Origin of the sequence: Rhizobium herbae, from assembly GCF_017873135.1 — a bacterium.
In the GTDB taxonomy this organism is placed as follows: Bacteria; Pseudomonadota; Alphaproteobacteria; order Rhizobiales; family Rhizobiaceae; genus Pararhizobium; species Pararhizobium herbae.
This window is the reverse complement of sequence record NZ_JAGGJV010000005.1, coordinates 34794-51457: the sequence shown is the minus strand read 5'-3', so window position 1 is coordinate 51457 and position 16664 is coordinate 34794. Positions and strand designations below refer to the sequence as shown.

The 16664-nt window shown below is 60.1% G+C and carries 14 protein-coding genes; 6 read left to right on the top strand and 8 right to left on the bottom strand.

What is annotated here, in order from left to right; all coding sequences use genetic code 11:
- The first annotated feature begins 20 nt into the window (after positions 1 to 20).
- The 4 genes from J2Z75_RS14345 (at position 21) to J2Z75_RS14330 (ending at position 4729) form a co-directional block, all read left to right on the top strand.
- Positions 21 to 1526 (top strand): inorganic phosphate transporter, encoded by a 1506-nt coding sequence (locus J2Z75_RS14345; RefSeq protein ID WP_209853457.1) that lies wholly within the window; start codon positions 21 to 23, stop codon positions 1524 to 1526.
- A gap of 10 nt (positions 1527 to 1536) precedes the next feature.
- The gene (locus J2Z75_RS14340; RefSeq protein ID WP_209853456.1) at positions 1537 to 2274 is read left to right on the top strand and encodes a 16S rRNA (uracil(1498)-N(3))-methyltransferase; all 738 of its coding nucleotides are present in this window, start codon (positions 1537 to 1539) and stop codon (positions 2272 to 2274) included.
- A 147-nt stretch (positions 2275 to 2421) separates the two neighbouring features.
- On the top strand, positions 2422 to 3795 hold the full coding sequence (locus J2Z75_RS14335) for a glutamate--cysteine ligase (protein WP_209853455.1): 1374 nt from the start codon (positions 2422 to 2424) through the stop codon (positions 3793 to 3795).
- 97 nt (positions 3796 to 3892) lie between these two features.
- Positions 3893 to 4729, top strand: a complete 837-nt coding sequence (locus tag J2Z75_RS14330; RefSeq protein ID WP_209853454.1) for a DUF937 domain-containing protein — start codon at positions 3893 to 3895, stop codon at positions 4727 to 4729.
- 1256 nt (positions 4730 to 5985) lie between these two features.
- On the opposite strand, the gene J2Z75_RS14325 is transcribed toward J2Z75_RS14330, so the two are convergent.
- Complete coding sequence (locus J2Z75_RS14325) at positions 5986 to 6279, bottom strand: DUF1127 domain-containing protein (RefSeq protein ID WP_209853453.1); 294 nt, start codon at positions 6277 to 6279, stop codon at positions 5986 to 5988.
- Between the two features lie 231 nt (positions 6280 to 6510).
- Here J2Z75_RS14325 and J2Z75_RS14320 point away from each other — a divergent pair, with 231 nt between their 5' ends.
- Positions 6511 to 7461, top strand: a complete 951-nt coding sequence (locus J2Z75_RS14320; RefSeq protein ID WP_209853452.1) for a LysR substrate-binding domain-containing protein — start codon at positions 6511 to 6513, stop codon at positions 7459 to 7461.
- 361 nt (positions 7462 to 7822) lie between these two features.
- On the opposite strand, the gene katG is transcribed toward J2Z75_RS14320, so the two are convergent.
- On the bottom strand, positions 7823 to 10030 hold the full coding sequence (gene katG / locus J2Z75_RS14315; RefSeq protein ID WP_209853451.1) for a catalase/peroxidase HPI: 2208 nt from the start codon (positions 10028 to 10030) through the stop codon (positions 7823 to 7825).
- Positions 10031 to 10138: 108 nt separating this feature from the next.
- Here katG and J2Z75_RS14310 point away from each other — a divergent pair, with 108 nt between their 5' ends.
- Positions 10139 to 11038, top strand: a complete 900-nt coding sequence (locus J2Z75_RS14310) for a hydrogen peroxide-inducible genes activator (protein ID WP_209853450.1) — start codon at positions 10139 to 10141, stop codon at positions 11036 to 11038.
- 1 nt (position 11039) lies between these two features.
- Here the strand turns inward: J2Z75_RS14310 and J2Z75_RS14305 are convergent, their stop codons facing one another.
- The 6 genes from J2Z75_RS14305 to J2Z75_RS14280 form a co-directional block, all read right to left on the bottom strand.
- Positions 11040 to 11915, bottom strand: a complete 876-nt coding sequence (locus J2Z75_RS14305; protein WP_209853449.1) for a dienelactone hydrolase family protein — start codon at positions 11913 to 11915, stop codon at positions 11040 to 11042.
- 153 nt (positions 11916 to 12068) lie between these two features.
- Positions 12069 to 13094 (bottom strand): alcohol dehydrogenase AdhP, encoded by a 1026-nt coding sequence (gene adhP, locus J2Z75_RS14300; protein WP_209853448.1) that lies wholly within the window; start codon positions 13092 to 13094, stop codon positions 12069 to 12071.
- Positions 13095 to 13295: 201 nt separating this feature from the next.
- Positions 13296 to 14078, bottom strand: a complete 783-nt coding sequence (locus J2Z75_RS14295; protein ID WP_209853447.1) for a 3-hydroxybutyrate dehydrogenase — start codon at positions 14076 to 14078, stop codon at positions 13296 to 13298.
- Between the two features lie 12 nt (positions 14079 to 14090).
- Entirely contained in the window at positions 14091 to 14831 is a 741-nt protein-coding gene (locus tag J2Z75_RS14290; RefSeq protein WP_209853446.1) for an acetoacetate decarboxylase, read from the bottom strand.
- Positions 14828 to 15958, bottom strand: a complete 1131-nt coding sequence (locus J2Z75_RS14285) for a DUF3734 domain-containing protein (RefSeq protein ID WP_209853445.1) — start codon at positions 15956 to 15958, stop codon at positions 14828 to 14830. Before J2Z75_RS14285 ends, J2Z75_RS14290 begins: the two co-directional genes overlap by 4 nt.
- Positions 15959 to 16192: 234 nt before the next feature.
- A complete protein-coding gene (locus J2Z75_RS14280) occupies positions 16193 to 16612 on the bottom strand; it encodes an MAPEG family protein (protein ID WP_209853444.1) in 420 nt (139 codons plus the stop codon).
- Positions 16613 to 16664: the final 52 nt, after the last annotated feature.

Below are 16664 nucleotides of genomic sequence, written 5' to 3'. Positions count from 1 at the left end.
CGTGAATTGGAGAACAGACGGTGACAAAACCGCGCCCGAGCCTCGAAAAGCCAACACTCGACAGCTATCTTGACAAGGTTACCCTCACCGAGGAAGCAACGTACCACGTGCTGAGGCCGTGGGCAGGCCTCGGTCTCGGCCTACTGTTCATGCTTGTCAGCATGATTTTCGCTGCCGCCTACGTCTCCGAGGAACCGGGCTATCTGATCATCATCGCCGCCGCCGCCATCGCCGGATACATGGCGATGAACATCGGCGCCAATGACGTGACCAACAATGTCGGCGCGGCCGTGGGGTCAAAGGCGATCACCATGACGACGGCGCTCGTCATTGCCGCCATCTTCGAGGTCGCCGGTGCCGTGTTTGCCGGCGGGCGCGTCGTTTCCACCATCGAGGCGGGCATTGTCGATGCGGCGCAGATGCCATCCGGCGAGACATTCGTCTGGGTGATGATGGCGGCGCTGGTTTCAGCGGCCGTGTGGATCAACATTGCCACCTGGTCCGGCGCACCAATTTCCACCACCCACTCGATCGTCGGCGGTATTCTCGGCTCCGGCGTTGCCGCAGCGGGCTTTTCCGCCGTGCACTGGGTATCGCTTGCCGGCGTAACGGCAAGCTGGATGGTTTCGCCGATCCTCGGCGGCGGCATCGCGGCGCTGCTTCTGGCCTTCATCAAGACCTTTATCATCTACCGTGAAGATAAGATCGACGCGGCGATCTTCTGGACACCCATTCTGATCGCGACGATGACCGGCTCCTTTGCCACCTATTTTGCGGTGATCGGACTGGAAAAGGTCGTCGATATATCGCTGACCAACGGCATCCTGATCGGTCTGGCCGTGGCCGCCGCCACCGTCCTTGCCTGCAGACCATGGATCGTTCGCCAGGCGCAGGGACTCGACAACCGCAACCAGTCGCTGCGCAAGCTGTTCCAAATGCCGCTGATCCTGTCGGCGGCGCTGCTTTCTTTTGCCCATGGCGCCAATGACGTCTCCAACGCCGTCGGGCCGCTTTCGGCAATCGTGGCCAATGTCAACGGCCTGGCCATCCTGCAGACAACCTATGTTCCGCTCTGGGTCATGCTGATCGGCGCCTTCGGCATCTCCTGCGGCCTGCTGCTGTTCGGGCCGAAGCTGATCCACGTCGTCGGCGAAGAGATCACCAAGCTCAACCCGATGCGCGCCTTCTGCGTCGCCCTGGCAACGGCCATCACCGTCATTCTGGCAACGTCGCTCGGCCTGCCGGTCTCGACCACGCACACGGCCGTCGGCGCGGTGTTCGGCATCGGCTTTTTCCGCGAATGGTACACCCGCAATTCCAAGCGGCGCCTCGAATATGTACGCCGGAAAACCGGGCAACTGGACTTCGAGCGCCGCGTCGAACATAGCCCGGAGGAAACGCAACGGCGGCGGCTGGTGCGGCGGTCGCATTTCATGACGATCGTCGGCGCCTGGATCATCACCGTTCCAGTTTCGGCGTTGCTCTCGGCGGCGCTCTATTTCGTTTTCGCGACGCTCTTCATCTGAGGTTTTTCATATGCGCGCCAATTTCCGCATGCAGCGGCTTTTCATCGACGTGCCGCTGGCAAAGGGGACGATCTACGAGGCTACCAGGGAGCAGTTCAACTATCTCGTCAATGTGCTGCGGTTCGAGGCTGATGATGCCGTCCTCGTCTTCAATGGCCATGACGGCGAGTGGCGTGCGGAACTGTCCTTTCCCACCAAGAAACGGCTTTTCCTGACCGCGACCGAGCAGGCCCGGCCCCAGCCCGCGCCTTGCGATCTGCATTACCTGTTCGCACCGCTGAAGGTCGGCAGGCTCGACTATCTCGTGCAGAAAGCCGTCGAGATGGGCGCCGGCCTGTTGCAGCCGGTGATGACGCAGCATGTGCAGGGCAAGATTACCAACCTCGACCGTGTGCGGGCCAATGTCATCGAGGCGGCCGAGCAATGCGGCGTTCTCGGCATTCCGGAGGTTGCGGAGCCGCGCAAGCTGGAGGACCTGCTTGCCGGCTGGCCGGCGGAGCGGCGGATCATCTTCTGCGACGAAGGCGATGCCGGGCAAAATCCGCTACCGGTTCTGGCCGGTGTGAAAGAACACAAGCTGGCGCTGTTGATCGGTCCGGAAGGCGGGTTTTCCGATAGCGAGCGGGCCTTGCTGCGCAGCCTCGACTTCGTCACCGCCATCCCGCTCGGCCCCCGGATTCTGCGCGCGGATACCGCAGCCGTGGCTGCGATGGCGGTAATTCAGGCGGCGATCGGCGATTGGCAGTAGCAAAGGCCTGTTTCACGACAGTCCGAGGTGTTGAAAAATTGAACCGGGCTTGAAACAATTTCACTTGCACCACACTTGAAACCGGTTCAATCACCCTCCTGATATTCTGCCATCCGGCAGGCTCCGTCCGTTCAAAAGAAGATGCTCATGGCCAGAGATACCACCGACCAGACGCCGGTTACCTCGATCGCAGACCTGACCGAATATCTGGCTGAGGGCAACAAGCCGAAGGACAGGTTCCGCATCGGGACGGAGCATGAGAAGTTCGCCTTCTTCAAGGTCGACAACAGCCCGGTTCCCTATTCCGGCGACGCCAGCATCTCGGCGCTTCTGAACGGCATGGCGGCCAAAAGCGGCTGGGAACCGATCATCGACGCCGGCAATATCATCGGCCTTGCCGAACATTCCGGACAGGGCGCGATTTCACTCGAGCCAGGCGGCCAGTTCGAGCTATCGGGTGCGCCGCTCGAAAACCTGCACCAGACCTGCAAGGAATCGAACCGGCATCTGGCCGATCTGCGCGAGATTGCCGAACCGCTCGGCATCCGCTTCCTCGGCATTGGCGGCAGCCCGAAATGGACGCTGGCCGAAACGCCGCGCATGCCGAAATCCCGTTACGACATCATGAGCCGCTACATGCCGAAGGTCGGCACCCAAGGTCTCGACATGATGTACCGCACCTGCACGATCCAGGTGAACCTCGATTTCTCCTCGCAAGAGGACATGCGCCGCAAGATGCAGGTGTCGCTGAAATTGCAGCCGCTGTCGACGGCGCTGTTTGCGAGCTCACCCTTTACCGACGGCAAGCCGAACGGCCTGCTCTCCTGGCGCGGCGATATATGGCGCGACACCGACAACCAGCGCGCCGGCGTGCTGCCCGCCGTCTTCAATGCCGATTTCGGTTTCGAGGATTACGTCAAATGGGCGCTCGACGTGCCGATGTATTTCGTCGTGCGCGAAGGCAAGTATCACGACTGTACCCACGTCACCTTCCGCCAGTTCATGAACGGCGCGCTGAAGGGTGAACTCGCCGACTGGGAGCCCAACATGGGCGACTGGACCAACCATCTCTCGACGCTGTTTCCCGACGTGCGCCTGAAGCGCTTCCTCGAAATGCGTGGCGCCGATGGCGGCCCATGGCGCCGCATCTGCGCGCTGCCTGCCTTCTGGGTGGGGCTGCTCTACGACGACGCGGCGCTTGACGCGGCCGAAGAGCTTACCCGTGACTGGACCTACGAGGACACGCTTGCCATGCGCAATGCCGTGCCGGCGCAGGGCCTTGCGGCCAAGCATCGCGGCGTTTCGCTGTTCGATATCGGCCGCGAAGTGGTCAACATTTCGCGGCTCGGCCTGAAGAACCGCAACCGGCTGAACGGCGACGGGGTCGACGAAAGCATCTTCCTCGCCCCGCTTGACGAAGTGCTGGCCAAGAAGGCGACGCTCGCCGAGGACCTGTTGGCGCTCTACAACGGCCGCTGGAACGGCTCGGTCGATCCGGTGTTCACCGACTATCAGTATTGAGGGCATTGTCCCGGCTAATAAAAAGCGGTTTCCACCTGTCTTTTTCCCGTTATAGTGCAACGACATGCGTCGTTTCGCCTGCAGGAGAGAACAGGACATGATCCCGCTTTTTGACATGATGATGCAGGCGCAGAACGGTAATGCCATGGACGTGATGGCCAAACAGTTCGGGCTTGCACAGGAACAGATGGCCAAGGCAACAGCAGCGCTGATGCCGGCCTTTTCCACGGCGCTGAAGCGCAACACCGCCAATCCCTATGATTTCGGTGCCTTCCTCACCGCCATGTCGAGCGGCAATCACGCGCAATATTTCGAGGACATGACGAAGGCCTTCACGCCGCAGGGCATGGCCGACGGCAACGGCATCCTCGGCCAGCTTTTCGGCTCCAAGGATATGTCGCGTGCGGTTGCCGCGCAGGCAGCCCAGATGACCGGCATCGGCCAGGAAATCTACAAGCAGATGCTGCCGGTGGTGGCGAGCGCGATCATGGGCGGATTGTTCAAGCAGGCCTCCGGGCAGATGGGCGGTGCGCAGAACCCGTTTGCCAACACACCGATGGACGCGATGATGAAGCCTTGGCTGGAAGCTTCCGGCTTTGCCAAAAAGCCCGAGCCAGCTGCAAATCCCTTCGACAATCCCTTCACCCAGGCCATGCAGGGCTTCTTCGGCATGGGCAAACCGGAAGAAAAGCAGCCGACCGCGCCCGACATGTTCGCCGCCAACCCCTTCATCAAGGCATTTCAGGACATGATGAGCGGCGGCGCGACGGCAGCGGCCCCAGCCCCCGAACAGAAGCCCACGGACAAGAACCCGATGGCACCGTTTACAGACATGTTCAGCAGCATGTTCGACAGCGGGCTCGAGGCGCAGAAGGAATATCAGAAGAGCATCGACGGGCTGTTTGAGACGTATCGGAAGAATACGAAGGTGTGATTTAAGGGTATTGTTGTTGGAGATACTGAGGCCCGGCCTGGAAAGCTTTGCGGTCGAACAGGGTTTGGTGGTCTTCCGTGTTCCCCGCGGATGGTCTCAGGGTGATGGGGTCGTTTAGGCAAACAAATTGAACTTCTGAAGCGTGCGCTTTCTGATCGATACACCCATCTCGGCATAAGCCCTGATGGGGTCACAGCACAATTTGCCGCCAGTCAACACGGATGTCTCCGGTCGAGAGCGAGAGACGCTTTCGATCAAAGAGCCTGCCACCCATCAAGGCAGCAGGCTCTAAAACGCCTCGCAAATACAGATCGCTGAAAAAGCCCCACATTAAGGAAAGTCGAAAACGCTTTCGCTAGAAATACCGTTCCGGTTTCAGCCAAGGCAACGGCAAAAGCAAATTAGGCCTCGCTTATGGAAATGTCGAGTCACTAGTTTTGGGGAATGCAAGGCTGTCAAAAATTTGATGGAAGCCTTATATGGCTGCGAAATGTAAGCGGCCCGATCGTTAACCGGAATCTGCCCCGCTGGCGCTTCTTTGGTTCACAATTGCAATGGCACGGAAAGGCTCAACGCCCAACAGCTGCCCTTGCGATAAATCCAGTAATTCGGTTCCCCGGGGGCTTGGGAGAGGTTCCGAACTACTGGATTTCGCTCAACGCAGCAGGCCTTGCGGCTTGCCGCGCAAGTTTTAAGGGTCACCTTGCTCTGCCGCGCGGCATCCGCCGAACTCTGTCCTGGGGCAAGGAGCGCTTCAGCGGATATTTAGGCGAACTGGTTCTGCCGGAAAATGGAGTCAAGCGCTGGCTCGAAGCACAGCCGTCAAAATCAATATTTCTGCACTATATCGGACAAAGCATCCGCTGTCGTGGAATATTTTCCATCCGGGGAACTGCCGAGAAACACGTTTGGTTTATTGTCCTAAAATGTCCGATAACGTGCAGTTAATGTCGAACTGGAATCTCTGCGCCTTTAGGCCTGTATTTCAATTTGAAGTACCGTCCGGCTCATCGAACGCATCAGCAATTTCCGCACCCCCCCAAAAAAGAAAAAGCCCGGTGCTGGTCTTGGGGACCGCGCACCGGGCAAGCAGCAGGGTAATTGGCTCTAACCCTGCGGGGAACGGTAACGCGCAGAGGCGGCTGCGCGTCCCTGTTGCGCGGAACGCTTTTCAACGTTCGAGGCACGCAACAAAACTCTTGAACCGCTTCGCCCATGAAACCGTGTCGTCCCAAGGGAAGCAGCGAACACGCGCGTCAATCGCTGCGCGCATTCCTGTAGAACGTGTTCGTCCGGTTCCGCGATGCCTGCGTCAGGTGACGGCCCGGGTCCTCGAAGAAGGACGAGGTCAGCGCCTCGCGGATTTCGTGACGGCAGAGCCCCATGTCGAGCAGCTGGTGGTCGTCGAGATCCTGCAGGCTGCCGATGGCATTTCGGTTTCGCAGCAGACGCCAAACCGATTTCAGCACGCCCGTCAGCCCCGTCTGGCGGGGTGTCGCGGACAGCTTCCCGGTGAGGGTGAGATCGAGGGTGTGTTCGGTCGTGCGCATGATACTGCTCCTTTTCCTGGGCACGAAGCGACCCATCCCCCGCAGGGAGGTCAGCGCGGGGGTCGGGTCGAAACTGTTGATGGTGATCCGGTTTGCCAAGCGCTCGCCGGAGGGGTGTTTGATGCGATTTGCAAGCCCAAATTCGCAAATCCTTATTGATCAGTCCAACGAATGTTTCTAATGATATTCATCAAACAATTTTATGGGTACTCTCTCCGAAGGACCTGTGCCATGGCCGCACCGCTCGATATCGACCAGTTGCAGACATTCGTTGCCATCGCCGATACCGGCAGCTTCACAAAGGCTGCGGATCGTGTCTTCAAGACTCAGTCGGCAGTTTCCATGCAGATGCGCCGGCTGGAAGAACGCATCGGCAAGCAGCTTTTCGCCAAGGACGGCCGTGGCAACCGGCTGACGACGGAAGGCGACAGGCTGCTGAATTTCGCCCGCCGGATGATCCGGCTGAACAACGAGGCGATCGCCTCCTTCGACGACAACCGGCTGGAAGGCATGCTGAGGATCGGCACGCCCGACGATTATGCCGACCGCTACATGCCGGAGATCATCGTCCGCTTCGCCAAGACCCACCCGAATGTCGAGCTCTACATCGTCTGCGAACCCTCGGTCGACCTCGCCGAGAAGATGGCGAAGGGCGATCTCGACATCGCGCTGGTGACGCACAATCCGCGCGCCCGCGCTTCCGACGTGGTCCGGACCGAGCCACTCTGCTGGGTGAGTTCGATCAACCATCCGCTGCCGGAAAACGCGCCGGTGCCGCTTGCGGTCGGCAAGCGCGACTGCCAGTGGCGCCAGGCCGCCTGCTCGGCGCTCGATGCGACGGGCAAGGAATACAGCATCCTGTTCACCAGCTGGTCGACAACCGTGGTCGCGGCAGCCGTGCTCGCCGGAATGGCGGTTTCGGTGCTGCCGGAATCCGCGCTGCGGACGGGCATGAAGGTGCTGACCCAGGCAGACGGATTCCCGGCACTGGCGCCGGTGCAGATCGGCATCATGAAACGGCCGGGCCTTTCGCCCTCGCTGTCGAATGCGATCACCAACCACATCACCGCCTGCCTCGACAACATCACGCCGACGAGCGGAAACGACGATCTGGACGGCGACATCAAGAGCTTTCCGCGTTATCCGCGGCTGCGCCAAAGCCATATGCTGCCTGGCTGGTAATACCAGGTCGTCCCGCAACGCCCAGACAAAAAGGCCGCGCTTCTGATTGGAAGCGCGGCCTTTTTGTATTCCCCAATATCGATACTCGGCCAAAAACGCAGCCGCAAAAGTCGAATGCAATATGTCTCGCAATAACACCGTCCCCGAAAGGTCGGCTGAGCTTTTATACTCCAACCCGAACATTCGCCCAAGATGGCGAGGCTGACCATTTTTGGTTGGATCGCAGTTACAGGACGGTAACCTTAATCGCCGCAGCCAGTTCCTGGTCCGTTCAAATGCAAAAAGGCCGGGTCCCATTCGGAACCCGGCCGGTTATTTGGCCGTCGCCCATTCGGCAACGGCCGGTGTCGCTGAAGTCAGATTAAACCAGGTCGAACCGGTCCGCGTTCATCACCTTGTTCCACGCAGCGACGAAGTCATGGACGAATTTCTCCTGCGCATCGTTCTGGCCATAGACTTCGGCCAGGGCGCGGAGCTGGGAATTCGAGCCGAAGACGAGATCGACGCGGGTGGCAGTCCATTTCAGTTCGCCGGTCGTGCGGTCACGCCCCTCGAAGACTTCTTTGTCCTCCGAGACTGCCTTCCAGACCGTGCCCATGTCGAGCAGATTGACGAAGAAGTCGTTGGTCAAGGTTTCGGAACGCTTGGTGAAGACGCCGTGCTGGGACTGGCCGTAATTGGCGTTCAGGGCGCGAAGGCCGCCAACGAGAACCGTCATTTCCGGAGCGGTCAAAGTCAGGAGCTGGGCCTTGTCGATCAGCAGCTCCTCGGCCGAAACCGTGAAGCTCGTCTTCTGGTAGTTGCGGAAACCCTCCGAAACCGGCTCAAGCACGGCGAAGGATTCGACATCGGTCTGCTCCTGCGACGCATCGGTGCGACCGGGCGCGAAGGGAACCGAGACGTCGTGGCCGGCGCTCTTCGCCGCCTTTTCGACGGCGGCGGCACCACCGAGCACGATCAGATCGGCCAGCGAAACCTTCTTGATGCTGGTCTGCGCGTCGTTGAAAGCCTTCTGGATGCCTTCAAGGGTTTCCAGAACCTTGGCCAGCTGTGCCGGCTGGTTGGCTTCCCAATCCTTCTGCGGGGCAAGCCGGATACGCGCGCCATTGGCGCCGCCGCGCTTGTCGGAGCCGCGGAACGTCGAGGCAGACGCCCAGGCGGTCGAAACGAGCTGGGAGACGGACAGGCCCGATGCAAGGATCTTCTCCTTGAGGGAGGCGATGTCCTCAGCGTCGATCAACGGATGATCGACGGCGGGTACCGGATCCTGCCAGATCAGTTCCTCGCTGGGAACCTCCGGGCCGAGATAGAGGACGCGTGGCCCCATGTCGCGGTGGGTCAGCTTGAACCAGGCGCGAGCGAAGGCATCGGCGAACTGGTCGGGGTTTTCGAGGAAGCGACGGGAAATCGCCTCATAGGCCGGGTCGAAGCGCAGCGCGAGGTCGCTGGTCAGCATGTTCGGTGCGTGGCGCTTGGAAGCATCATGAGCATCCGGCACGGCATCGCCAGCCGCGCCGTCCTTCGGACGCCACTGGTGCGCGCCGGCCGGGCTCTTCGTCAGTTCCCATTCAAAGCCGAACAGGTTTTCGAAGAAATAATTGCTCCACGTGGTCGGCGTCTGCGACCAGGTGACTTCGAGACCGCTGGAAATCGTATCGCCGCCACGGCCGCTGCCATAGCTGCTCGTCCAGCCGAGGCCCTGCTCTTCAATGCCCGCTGCTTCTGGTTCGACGCCAACATGGGCCGCATCGCCGGCACCATGAGTCTTGCCGAAGGTGTGGCCGCCGGCGATGAGGGCGACGGTTTCCTCGTCGTTCATGGCCATCCGGGCGAAGGTTTCGCGGATATCGCGGGCGGAGGCCAGCGGGTCTGGATTGCCGTTCGGGCCTTCCGGGTTGACGTAGATCAGGCCCATCTGCACGGCAGCGAGCGGGTTTTCCAGGTCACGGTCGCCGCTGTAGCGCTTGTCATCAAGCCAGGTGCGCTCCGCGCCCCAGTAGATATCCTCTTCAGGTTCCCAGACGTCGGCGCGGCCGCCGGCGAAACCGAAGGTCTTGAAGCCCATGGATTCCAGCGCGACGTTGCCGGTCAGGATCATCAGGTCGGCCCAGGAGAGCGTGTTGCCGTATTTCTGCTTGATCGGCCAGAGAAGGCGGCGCGCCTTGTCGAGGTTGACGTTATCAGGCCAGCTGTTGAGTGGCGCGAAGCGCTGGGTGCCGGACGTGGCACCACCACGGCCATCGCCCGTGCGGTAGGTGCCGGCGCTATGCCAGGCCATGCGGATAAAGAAGGGACCGTAATGGCCGAAGTCGGCCGGCCACCACTCCTTGGAATCCGTCATCAGGGCAAAGAGGTCCTTCTTGACCTCGGCAAGATCGAGCTTCTTGAACGCCTCGGCATAATCGAAGCCCGTACCCATCGGATCGGAGAGCGCCGAGTTCTGGTGGAGAATCCTCAGATTGAGCTGATTGGGCCACCACTCGCGGTTCGATGTGCCCTCGCCCGAGTTGCTGGTCAGCGACCCGTGCATGACCGGACATTTGCCCGTTTTTTCGACTTTGGCATCCATGTTCGCTTCCTTCTGATAGGCAATGGGATTGGTTCGAGCGCACAATCTCCCAAAAGTTCCATAGTTTCCAATTGTATTTAATGTAAATATCGATAGGATAATCCTATCATGATCACCATTCGCCAGATGCGGTATTTCGATGCGCTCGCCAGCGCCCGGCACTTCGGCAGGGCAGCCCAGATGGTCAATGTCAGCCAGCCGGCACTCTCGGCGCAGATCGCTGAAATGGAACGCGAACTCAGCGTCAAGCTGGTGGAGCGCGGCAAAGGGCCAACGCTGCTGACCCGCGAAGGCGAGACGCTATTGCCGGAAGTGCGCAAGATCCTTGGCGGTATCGACCAGCTCTACCAGCAGGCACGGCAGGTCACCGGGGTGCTGGAAGGCAAGCACCGGCTGGGCATCATCCCGACCGTTGCCCCCTATCTCGTGCCCGTCCTCATTCCGCTTGTCCGCGAGCGCTATCCCAACCTGCAGATCGAGCTGAAAGAGCTTCTGACCGGCCCCTGCCTCGACGAGTTGCGCCATGGCCGGCTCGACAGCGTCATCGTAGCACTTCCGATCGACGAGGAAAACCTTTCGAGCGCATTGCTGTTCGAGGACCGGTTCCTGATCGCCAGCACGGAGGATGAAAACACCATCCTGATGTCGCCGATGACCGAGGACAAGGTCGATGTCGAACGCCTGCTTCTGCTGGAGGAAGGCCACTGCCTGCGTGACCATGCGCTGGCCGTCTGCGGCATCAACTCCGGCCGGCGCGTCGCCAATTATGGCGCAACCTCGATGGCGACCCTGTTGCAGATGGTCAGCCACGGCATGGGCATCACGCTGATACCGGAGATCGCCGTCAATGACGAAAAGACCCGCAACCGCATGCGGATCGTTCCCTTTGCCGAGCCGCAGCCATCGCGCAGGATCGGCCTCGTCTGGCGCACCCGAAGCGGCCGCCAGAACGATCAGCACGCGCTGGCCAGCCTGATTTCGGAGGCGGCCAAGCGGTTGCTTCAGTAGATCAGACGACCTTGGCCTTCAAAAACTCGACCGTCCGGCCCCAAGCCAAATCCGCGGCGGCCTTGTCGTAGCGGGCGGCGGAGGTGTCATTGTTGAAGGCGTGGTTGACGCCGTCGTAGATGTGGATGGTGAAGTCCTTGCCGGCGTCGGTGAGCGCCTTTTTATAGGCGTCGATACCGGCATTGATGCGGTCGTCGAGGCCGGCATATTGCAGCAGCAGCGCCGCCTTGATCTTCGGCACGTCTTCAGCCGGCGGCTGGGCACCATAATAGGCGACGCCGGCCTTGAGATCCGGCGACGCGACGGCCAGCTTGTTGACCAGGCCGCCGCCCCAGCAGAAGCCGATGGCTCCGGCCTTGCCGGTGGTGGCGTCATTGCCTTCAAGGAAGGTCACGGTCGCCGCGGCGTTGTCGACGGTCTGCTTGCCGTCAAGCGCCCCGATCATTTCGCGCGCCTTGTCCTCGTCGGCAGGCGTGCCGCCAGCCGGAGACAGGAAGTCGGGAGCGAGCGCGACGAAACCTTCGAGCGCCATGCGACGGGCGACGTCCTTGATATGCGGATTGAGGCCACGGTTTTCATGGATGACGATGACGGCGGGCAGCTTGCCGGAGGCGTCGGCCGGGCGCACCAGATAGCCCTTCATATCGCCGCCAGCGCCGGGATAGGTAATGTCCTCGGCCTTCACACGCGAATCCGTTTCCGGGATAATTTCGGCATGAGCGCTGTTGGCGGCGAGCAGAGGCGCGATGGCGGCGGCACTTGCCGCTGATCCGGTAAGCGCGGTCAGCTTCTGCATGAAGGACCGCCTGTCGAGGCTGAGATGCGTATACTCATCATAGGCGTTGATCATCGCCTGGGTGATCTGCGGCTTTTCCATGATTGTTCCTCCTGACACTTCAAGACTACGAAAGAACCGTGTCGTTGGTTCGAGGGTCAAGGGCATGGAGGGCGGATTGACGCGAAAGTGATTGATCGTGACCCCACGACCAATCACTTCCGGGTGCCTCGCCTACTGCATAATTATCGGAGACTAGCTCAGATCCAGGACGATGCGCCCGTCGATTGCGCCTTTTTCCATGCGCTCGAAGATAGCATTTATATTCTCGATCTTGTCCCAGCTGAAATGGGCCGCAACCTTTCCTTGCCCGGCGAACTCCAGGGCCTCTTCGAGATCCTGACGGGTGCCGACAATCGAGCCGCGTACCGTGATGCGCTTGAGCACCGTTTCGAAAACAGGCAGCGAGATGTAGCCCGGCGGCAGGCCGACCAGCACCATGGTGCCCTTGGAACGCAGAAAACCGAACGCCTGCTCCATTGCCTTCGGCGATACGGCGGTCACCAGTGCGCCATGGACGCCACCCGTGGCCTGCTGGACACGATCGACCGCATCCTTCTGGCGTGCGTCGATCACCAGATCCGCGCCCATCTCCTTGGCGAGCGCAAGCTTGTCCTCGAAAATATCGACCGCCGCGACATGCATGCCCATAGCCTTGGCATACTGCACGGCCATATGCCCGAGACCACCAACACCGGAGACAGCCACCCACTCGCCCGGCCGGACTTCGGTTTCCTTCAATCCCTTGTAAACCGTGACGCCGGCGCACAACACCGGAGCCGCAGGGCCGAACGCAAGGTTGTCCGGCAGAAGGCCGACGAAATCAGGATCGGCAAGGCCGTATTCGGCAAAGGTGCCGTTGACCGAGTAACCGGTGTTCTGTTGTTGACCGCACAGCGTCTCCCAGCCGGTACGGCATGGATTGCAGCAGCCGCAGGCCGTATGCAGCCACGGGACGCCGACGCGATCGCCTTCCTTGATACGCTTGACGTTCGAACCGACCTTGGCGACGAAGCCGGTTCCTTCATGACCCGGAATGAAGGGCGGGCTCGGCTTGACAGGCCAGTCCCCCTGCATGGCATGCAAATCGGTATGGCAGACGCCGGTCGCATGATATCGCACCAGAATTTGATCCGGACCGGGCTCCGGAATCGGAAACTGCTCTATGGTCAGAGGCTTGCCAAATTCTCTTACCACTGCCGCTTTCATCATTGCCGTCATGCATGGATCCTCCTGTTTGCCGCAAGGGCGCTAGAAGCATCTGCATTGTCTGCAAATGCACGACGACAGTAGATCGGACAAAGTGACGAAACATTGATAGAAGTCAAACCACGCGAAAGATGAGGGGAATTGCACCTCCAAAGTGTATCAGAACTGCGACGAACCGGAAGCGCGGCGGACGCTGCGCTTCCGGTCTCAGTTTTACTGCATGTACCAGCCGTGGCTGACGACGAGCGACTGGCCGGTGAGCGCATTGGTCTCGAAGCCGGCAAACAGCAGCGCCACCTCGGCGACGTCCTCGACTGTGGTGAATTCGGTATCGACCGTACCGCCCAGCATCATCTTCTTGACGACCTCGTCCTCGGAAATCCCGAGCGCCTTGGCCTGTTCCGGGATCTGCTTTTCCACCAGTGGCGTCTTGACGAAACCAGGGCAGATGACGTTGGCGCGCACGCCGTCCGGTCCGCCTTCCTTGGCAACGACGCGAGCAAGCCCGAGCAGGCCGTGCTTGGCGGTGACATAGGCCGATTTCAGCGGCGAGGCCTCGTGGCTATGCACCGAGCCCATATAGATGATCGCCCCACCCTTCTGCGCCTTCATGTGCGGGACACAGGCCTTGGTTGTCAGGAACGCGCCGTCGAGATGGATGGCGAGCATCTTCTTCCAGTCGGAGAAGGCATAGTCCTCGATCTTGTTGACGATCTGGATGCCGGCATTGGAGACGAGAACATCCACCCTGCCCCATTTCGCCACGACGGCGGCGACGCCGCTGTTGACAGCTTCTTCGCTGGTGACGTCCATCGCAAGACCGATCGCCTCGCCCGGCCCCATCGCCGTCAGGTCCTTGGCCGTCGCTTCGGCGGCTTCGAGCTTCAGGTCGGCGATGACGACCTTGGCGCCTTCCGACACATATTTCTTGGCAATCGCCAGGCCAATGCCGCTGGCCGAGCCGGTGACGATGCAGACCTTGTCCTTGAGTTTCATGGTTTTAACTCCCTATTTTGCAAGATAATCATGGACCACTTCGCCGAGGCCCAGCGTCAGGTCGGAGAGGATATGGACGGCGGACTTGACTTCGAGTACCGGCAGGTCGGCGACCGGCGCCAGCGCATGCGGAAACAGCGCCAGCGCACCCGGCCCTTCCCAGGCGCCTTTCACGGTCAGGTCTTCCAGATAGTAGCGCACCAGCTCGCAGATGCGCGGCGTGCAATCGACATGCGGAATGATCTTCAGCATGAAATTCGGCTGCTTCAGGCTTTCGAGAATTTTCGCCGTGTCGAGCGCGCGGTGCTTGAAACCCATCGTCGCCGTGGCCACCCGCTGGCCGCCATAGTCGAGCGTGCCGACCAGTGCATCCTTGACCGCATGCAATGACGGCTCGGCGAGCTTCTTCGGAAAGCCCCAGATCTCGCGGCCGCCGGCGATCGGCGCGTCGTCGTTGAGATACATGGAATGTACGTAGCCGCCATGCACACCCTCATAGGTGACCGGAATGACCTGACCGGACTCGGTATAGTCGCCGAAACCGGTCGAATCCGGCATGCGGATGAACTCGTATTTGACCAGCGGTTCATCGAACTGGAGCGGCTCCGGCACCACGCGGCGGAGCGCTTCCGGATCGGTGCGGTAGGTGATGATCATATATTCGCGGTTGACGAACCGATACGGCCCCGGCGGATAGGATGGGCTGGTCAGCGGCATGGCGAAGGCATTGCGAACGACATCATCGATTTTCATGATTTTTTCTCGCCAACATGTTTTTCACAAAGGTCGAAGACACGAATTCCATTGGTCGGACGGGTGCGGCCCTGCCAATCCGGATGATTGAGTGTCCTGACCACATCGTCGTGCCCGGCCTTCCAGTGTTCTTCAACGGACAGCCGAGAGAACTCGTAGTCCTTCGACCCGCTTTCATAGGCTGCATGACGATAGATCAGATGCACCATCGTGACGGCGGAATCATTGCCGATCTTTTCGAGCAGCCGCGCATCGGGATCGCCCTTCAGTTCGTCCGGCAGCTTTTCCATCAGCCGTTTGGCGGCCATGCGAATGGTCTGAAGCTTGCGGAACTGGTCGGTGTTCAGACGCGTGCGGCTGGAAAAGCGGATTTCCTTTTCGCGAGCCTCGACATCGAAGAGATCCTTGGGCAACGGCCCCTTGGCGCTGAACAGATCGACCTGGAAGATACACAGATCGCTTTCCAGCTCCTCGCCGCCGAGAATCCGCTGCAGCGGCGTATTGGAAACGATGCCGCCGTCCCAATAATAGCGGCCATCAATTTCGATCGGCGCGAAGCCCGGCGGCAGGGCGCCGGAGGCGGCCACATGCTTGGCCGAGAAATCGCAATGCCGGTTGTCGAAATAATTGAAGTTGCCGCTCACCACGTCGACAGCCCCGAGGCTGAGGCGGGTGACACCGGAGTTGATCAGATCGAAATCGATGAGGCCCGCGAGCGTCTCCTGCAAAGGAGCAGTGTCGTAAAGGCTGATCGCAGCCATCGGGTCACCCGGAATATTCCAGGGCGCGAAGGCCCGCGGTGTGAAGAAGCCGGGAACGCCGGTCAGCGAGCCAAGAACGGCGGCGGATTCATTGAACCACTTCCGCATCACATCGCCATTGCCGAGAAAGTGTCCGGGAAGGCCGGAGGAAACGCGGTGCCAAAAGGTTCGCAGATTGTCGACACGGGCGTCCACCGGGCTACCGGCGATGATCGCGGAATTGATCGAGCCGATGGAGATGCCGGCGAGCCAGTCGGGTCTTATGCCAGCCTCGTGCAGGGCTTCGTAGGCGCCGGCCTGATAGGCACCAAGAGCACCGCCGCCCTGAAAGACCAGCACGGTTTTCTCTGTCGGTATTGTGCTCACGGGATGCTTTCCTTGAAATGCTGCGACTGCGAACAAATAACACAAAGAAGGCTGTCATGTTCCACACGCGCAGATTAAGTTTTGGTAATGCGGAAAGGCCTCAATGAGGAATATACTTCATCAGATTCAAAGGCTTATTCTCTTAGCTTGCGTGTTATTTTTCTTTTTGAAGGCTGGATGATAGTTCAGCCTTCTGCACCGCGCAATGCAACAGAATGTGACAGCGTGCGGTTGTCAAACGCCGGCGATGTGGACCGCGAACAGCACCCACAACACGACATTCAAGACGAATCCGGCGACGAACAGACGCTGACGGAATTTCAGCCGGTTCGAGGTGACATGCACATAGGCATGTGCGAAGCGGCTCAGGACAAAGAGCCAGGCGATGGCAAGCACGGCATGGTTCACCCCGGCGGTCAAATAAAGCAGGGTGCAGACGAGAAAGAAAAGGACAGGCAGTTCGAACTGGTTGATCAGGCTGCGCGCAACAGTCGCGCTGGGCTCCGGTTCGATGGCCGGAATCCAGTAGTCCTGCAATTTTGCAAGACCGGTACGCACGGCGCGAGAGCGGCGCTTCAGCATCAGGATATAGACGGCGTGGATCAGTGCGACCTGTGCGATGACAGGCCAGAAGATTGCAGTCGATGTGGGCATGATCACTCCGCGGAATAGAATCATCCGTGATGTATAGCGAAAGAGCGGAAAA

What these genes read in the sequence shown, in the direction of transcription:
- J2Z75_RS14290 (WP_209853446.1), bottom strand. Translation starts at nt 14,831, where the DNA reads ATGAAAATCGATGATGTCGTTCGCAATGCCTTCGCCATGCCGCTGACC.
- J2Z75_RS14295 (WP_209853447.1), bottom strand. Translation starts at nt 14,078, where the DNA reads ATGAAACTCAAGGACAAGGTCTGCATCGTCACCGGCTCGGCCAGCGGC.
- katG (WP_209853451.1), bottom strand. Translation starts at nt 10,030, where the DNA reads ATGGATGCCAAAGTCGAAAAAACGGGCAAATGTCCGGTCATGCACGGG.
- J2Z75_RS14340 (WP_209853456.1), top strand. Translation starts at nt 1,537, where the DNA reads ATGCGCGCCAATTTCCGCATGCAGCGGCTTTTCATCGACGTGCCGCTG.
- J2Z75_RS14330 (WP_209853454.1), top strand. Translation starts at nt 3,893, where the DNA reads ATGATCCCGCTTTTTGACATGATGATGCAGGCGCAGAACGGTAATGCC.
- J2Z75_RS14320 (WP_209853452.1), top strand. Translation starts at nt 6,511, where the DNA reads ATGGCCGCACCGCTCGATATCGACCAGTTGCAGACATTCGTTGCCATC.
- adhP (WP_209853448.1), bottom strand. Translation starts at nt 13,094, where the DNA reads ATGACGGCAATGATGAAAGCGGCAGTGGTAAGAGAATTTGGCAAGCCT.
- J2Z75_RS14310 (WP_209853450.1), top strand. Translation starts at nt 10,139, where the DNA reads ATGATCACCATTCGCCAGATGCGGTATTTCGATGCGCTCGCCAGCGCC.
- J2Z75_RS14305 (WP_209853449.1), bottom strand. Translation starts at nt 11,915, where the DNA reads ATGGAAAAGCCGCAGATCACCCAGGCGATGATCAACGCCTATGATGAG.
- J2Z75_RS14325 (WP_209853453.1), bottom strand. Translation starts at nt 6,279, where the DNA reads ATGCGCACGACCGAACACACCCTCGATCTCACCCTCACCGGGAAGCTG.
- J2Z75_RS14280 (WP_209853444.1), bottom strand. Translation starts at nt 16,612, where the DNA reads ATGCCCACATCGACTGCAATCTTCTGGCCTGTCATCGCACAGGTCGCA.
- J2Z75_RS14335 (WP_209853455.1), top strand. Translation starts at nt 2,422, where the DNA reads ATGGCCAGAGATACCACCGACCAGACGCCGGTTACCTCGATCGCAGAC.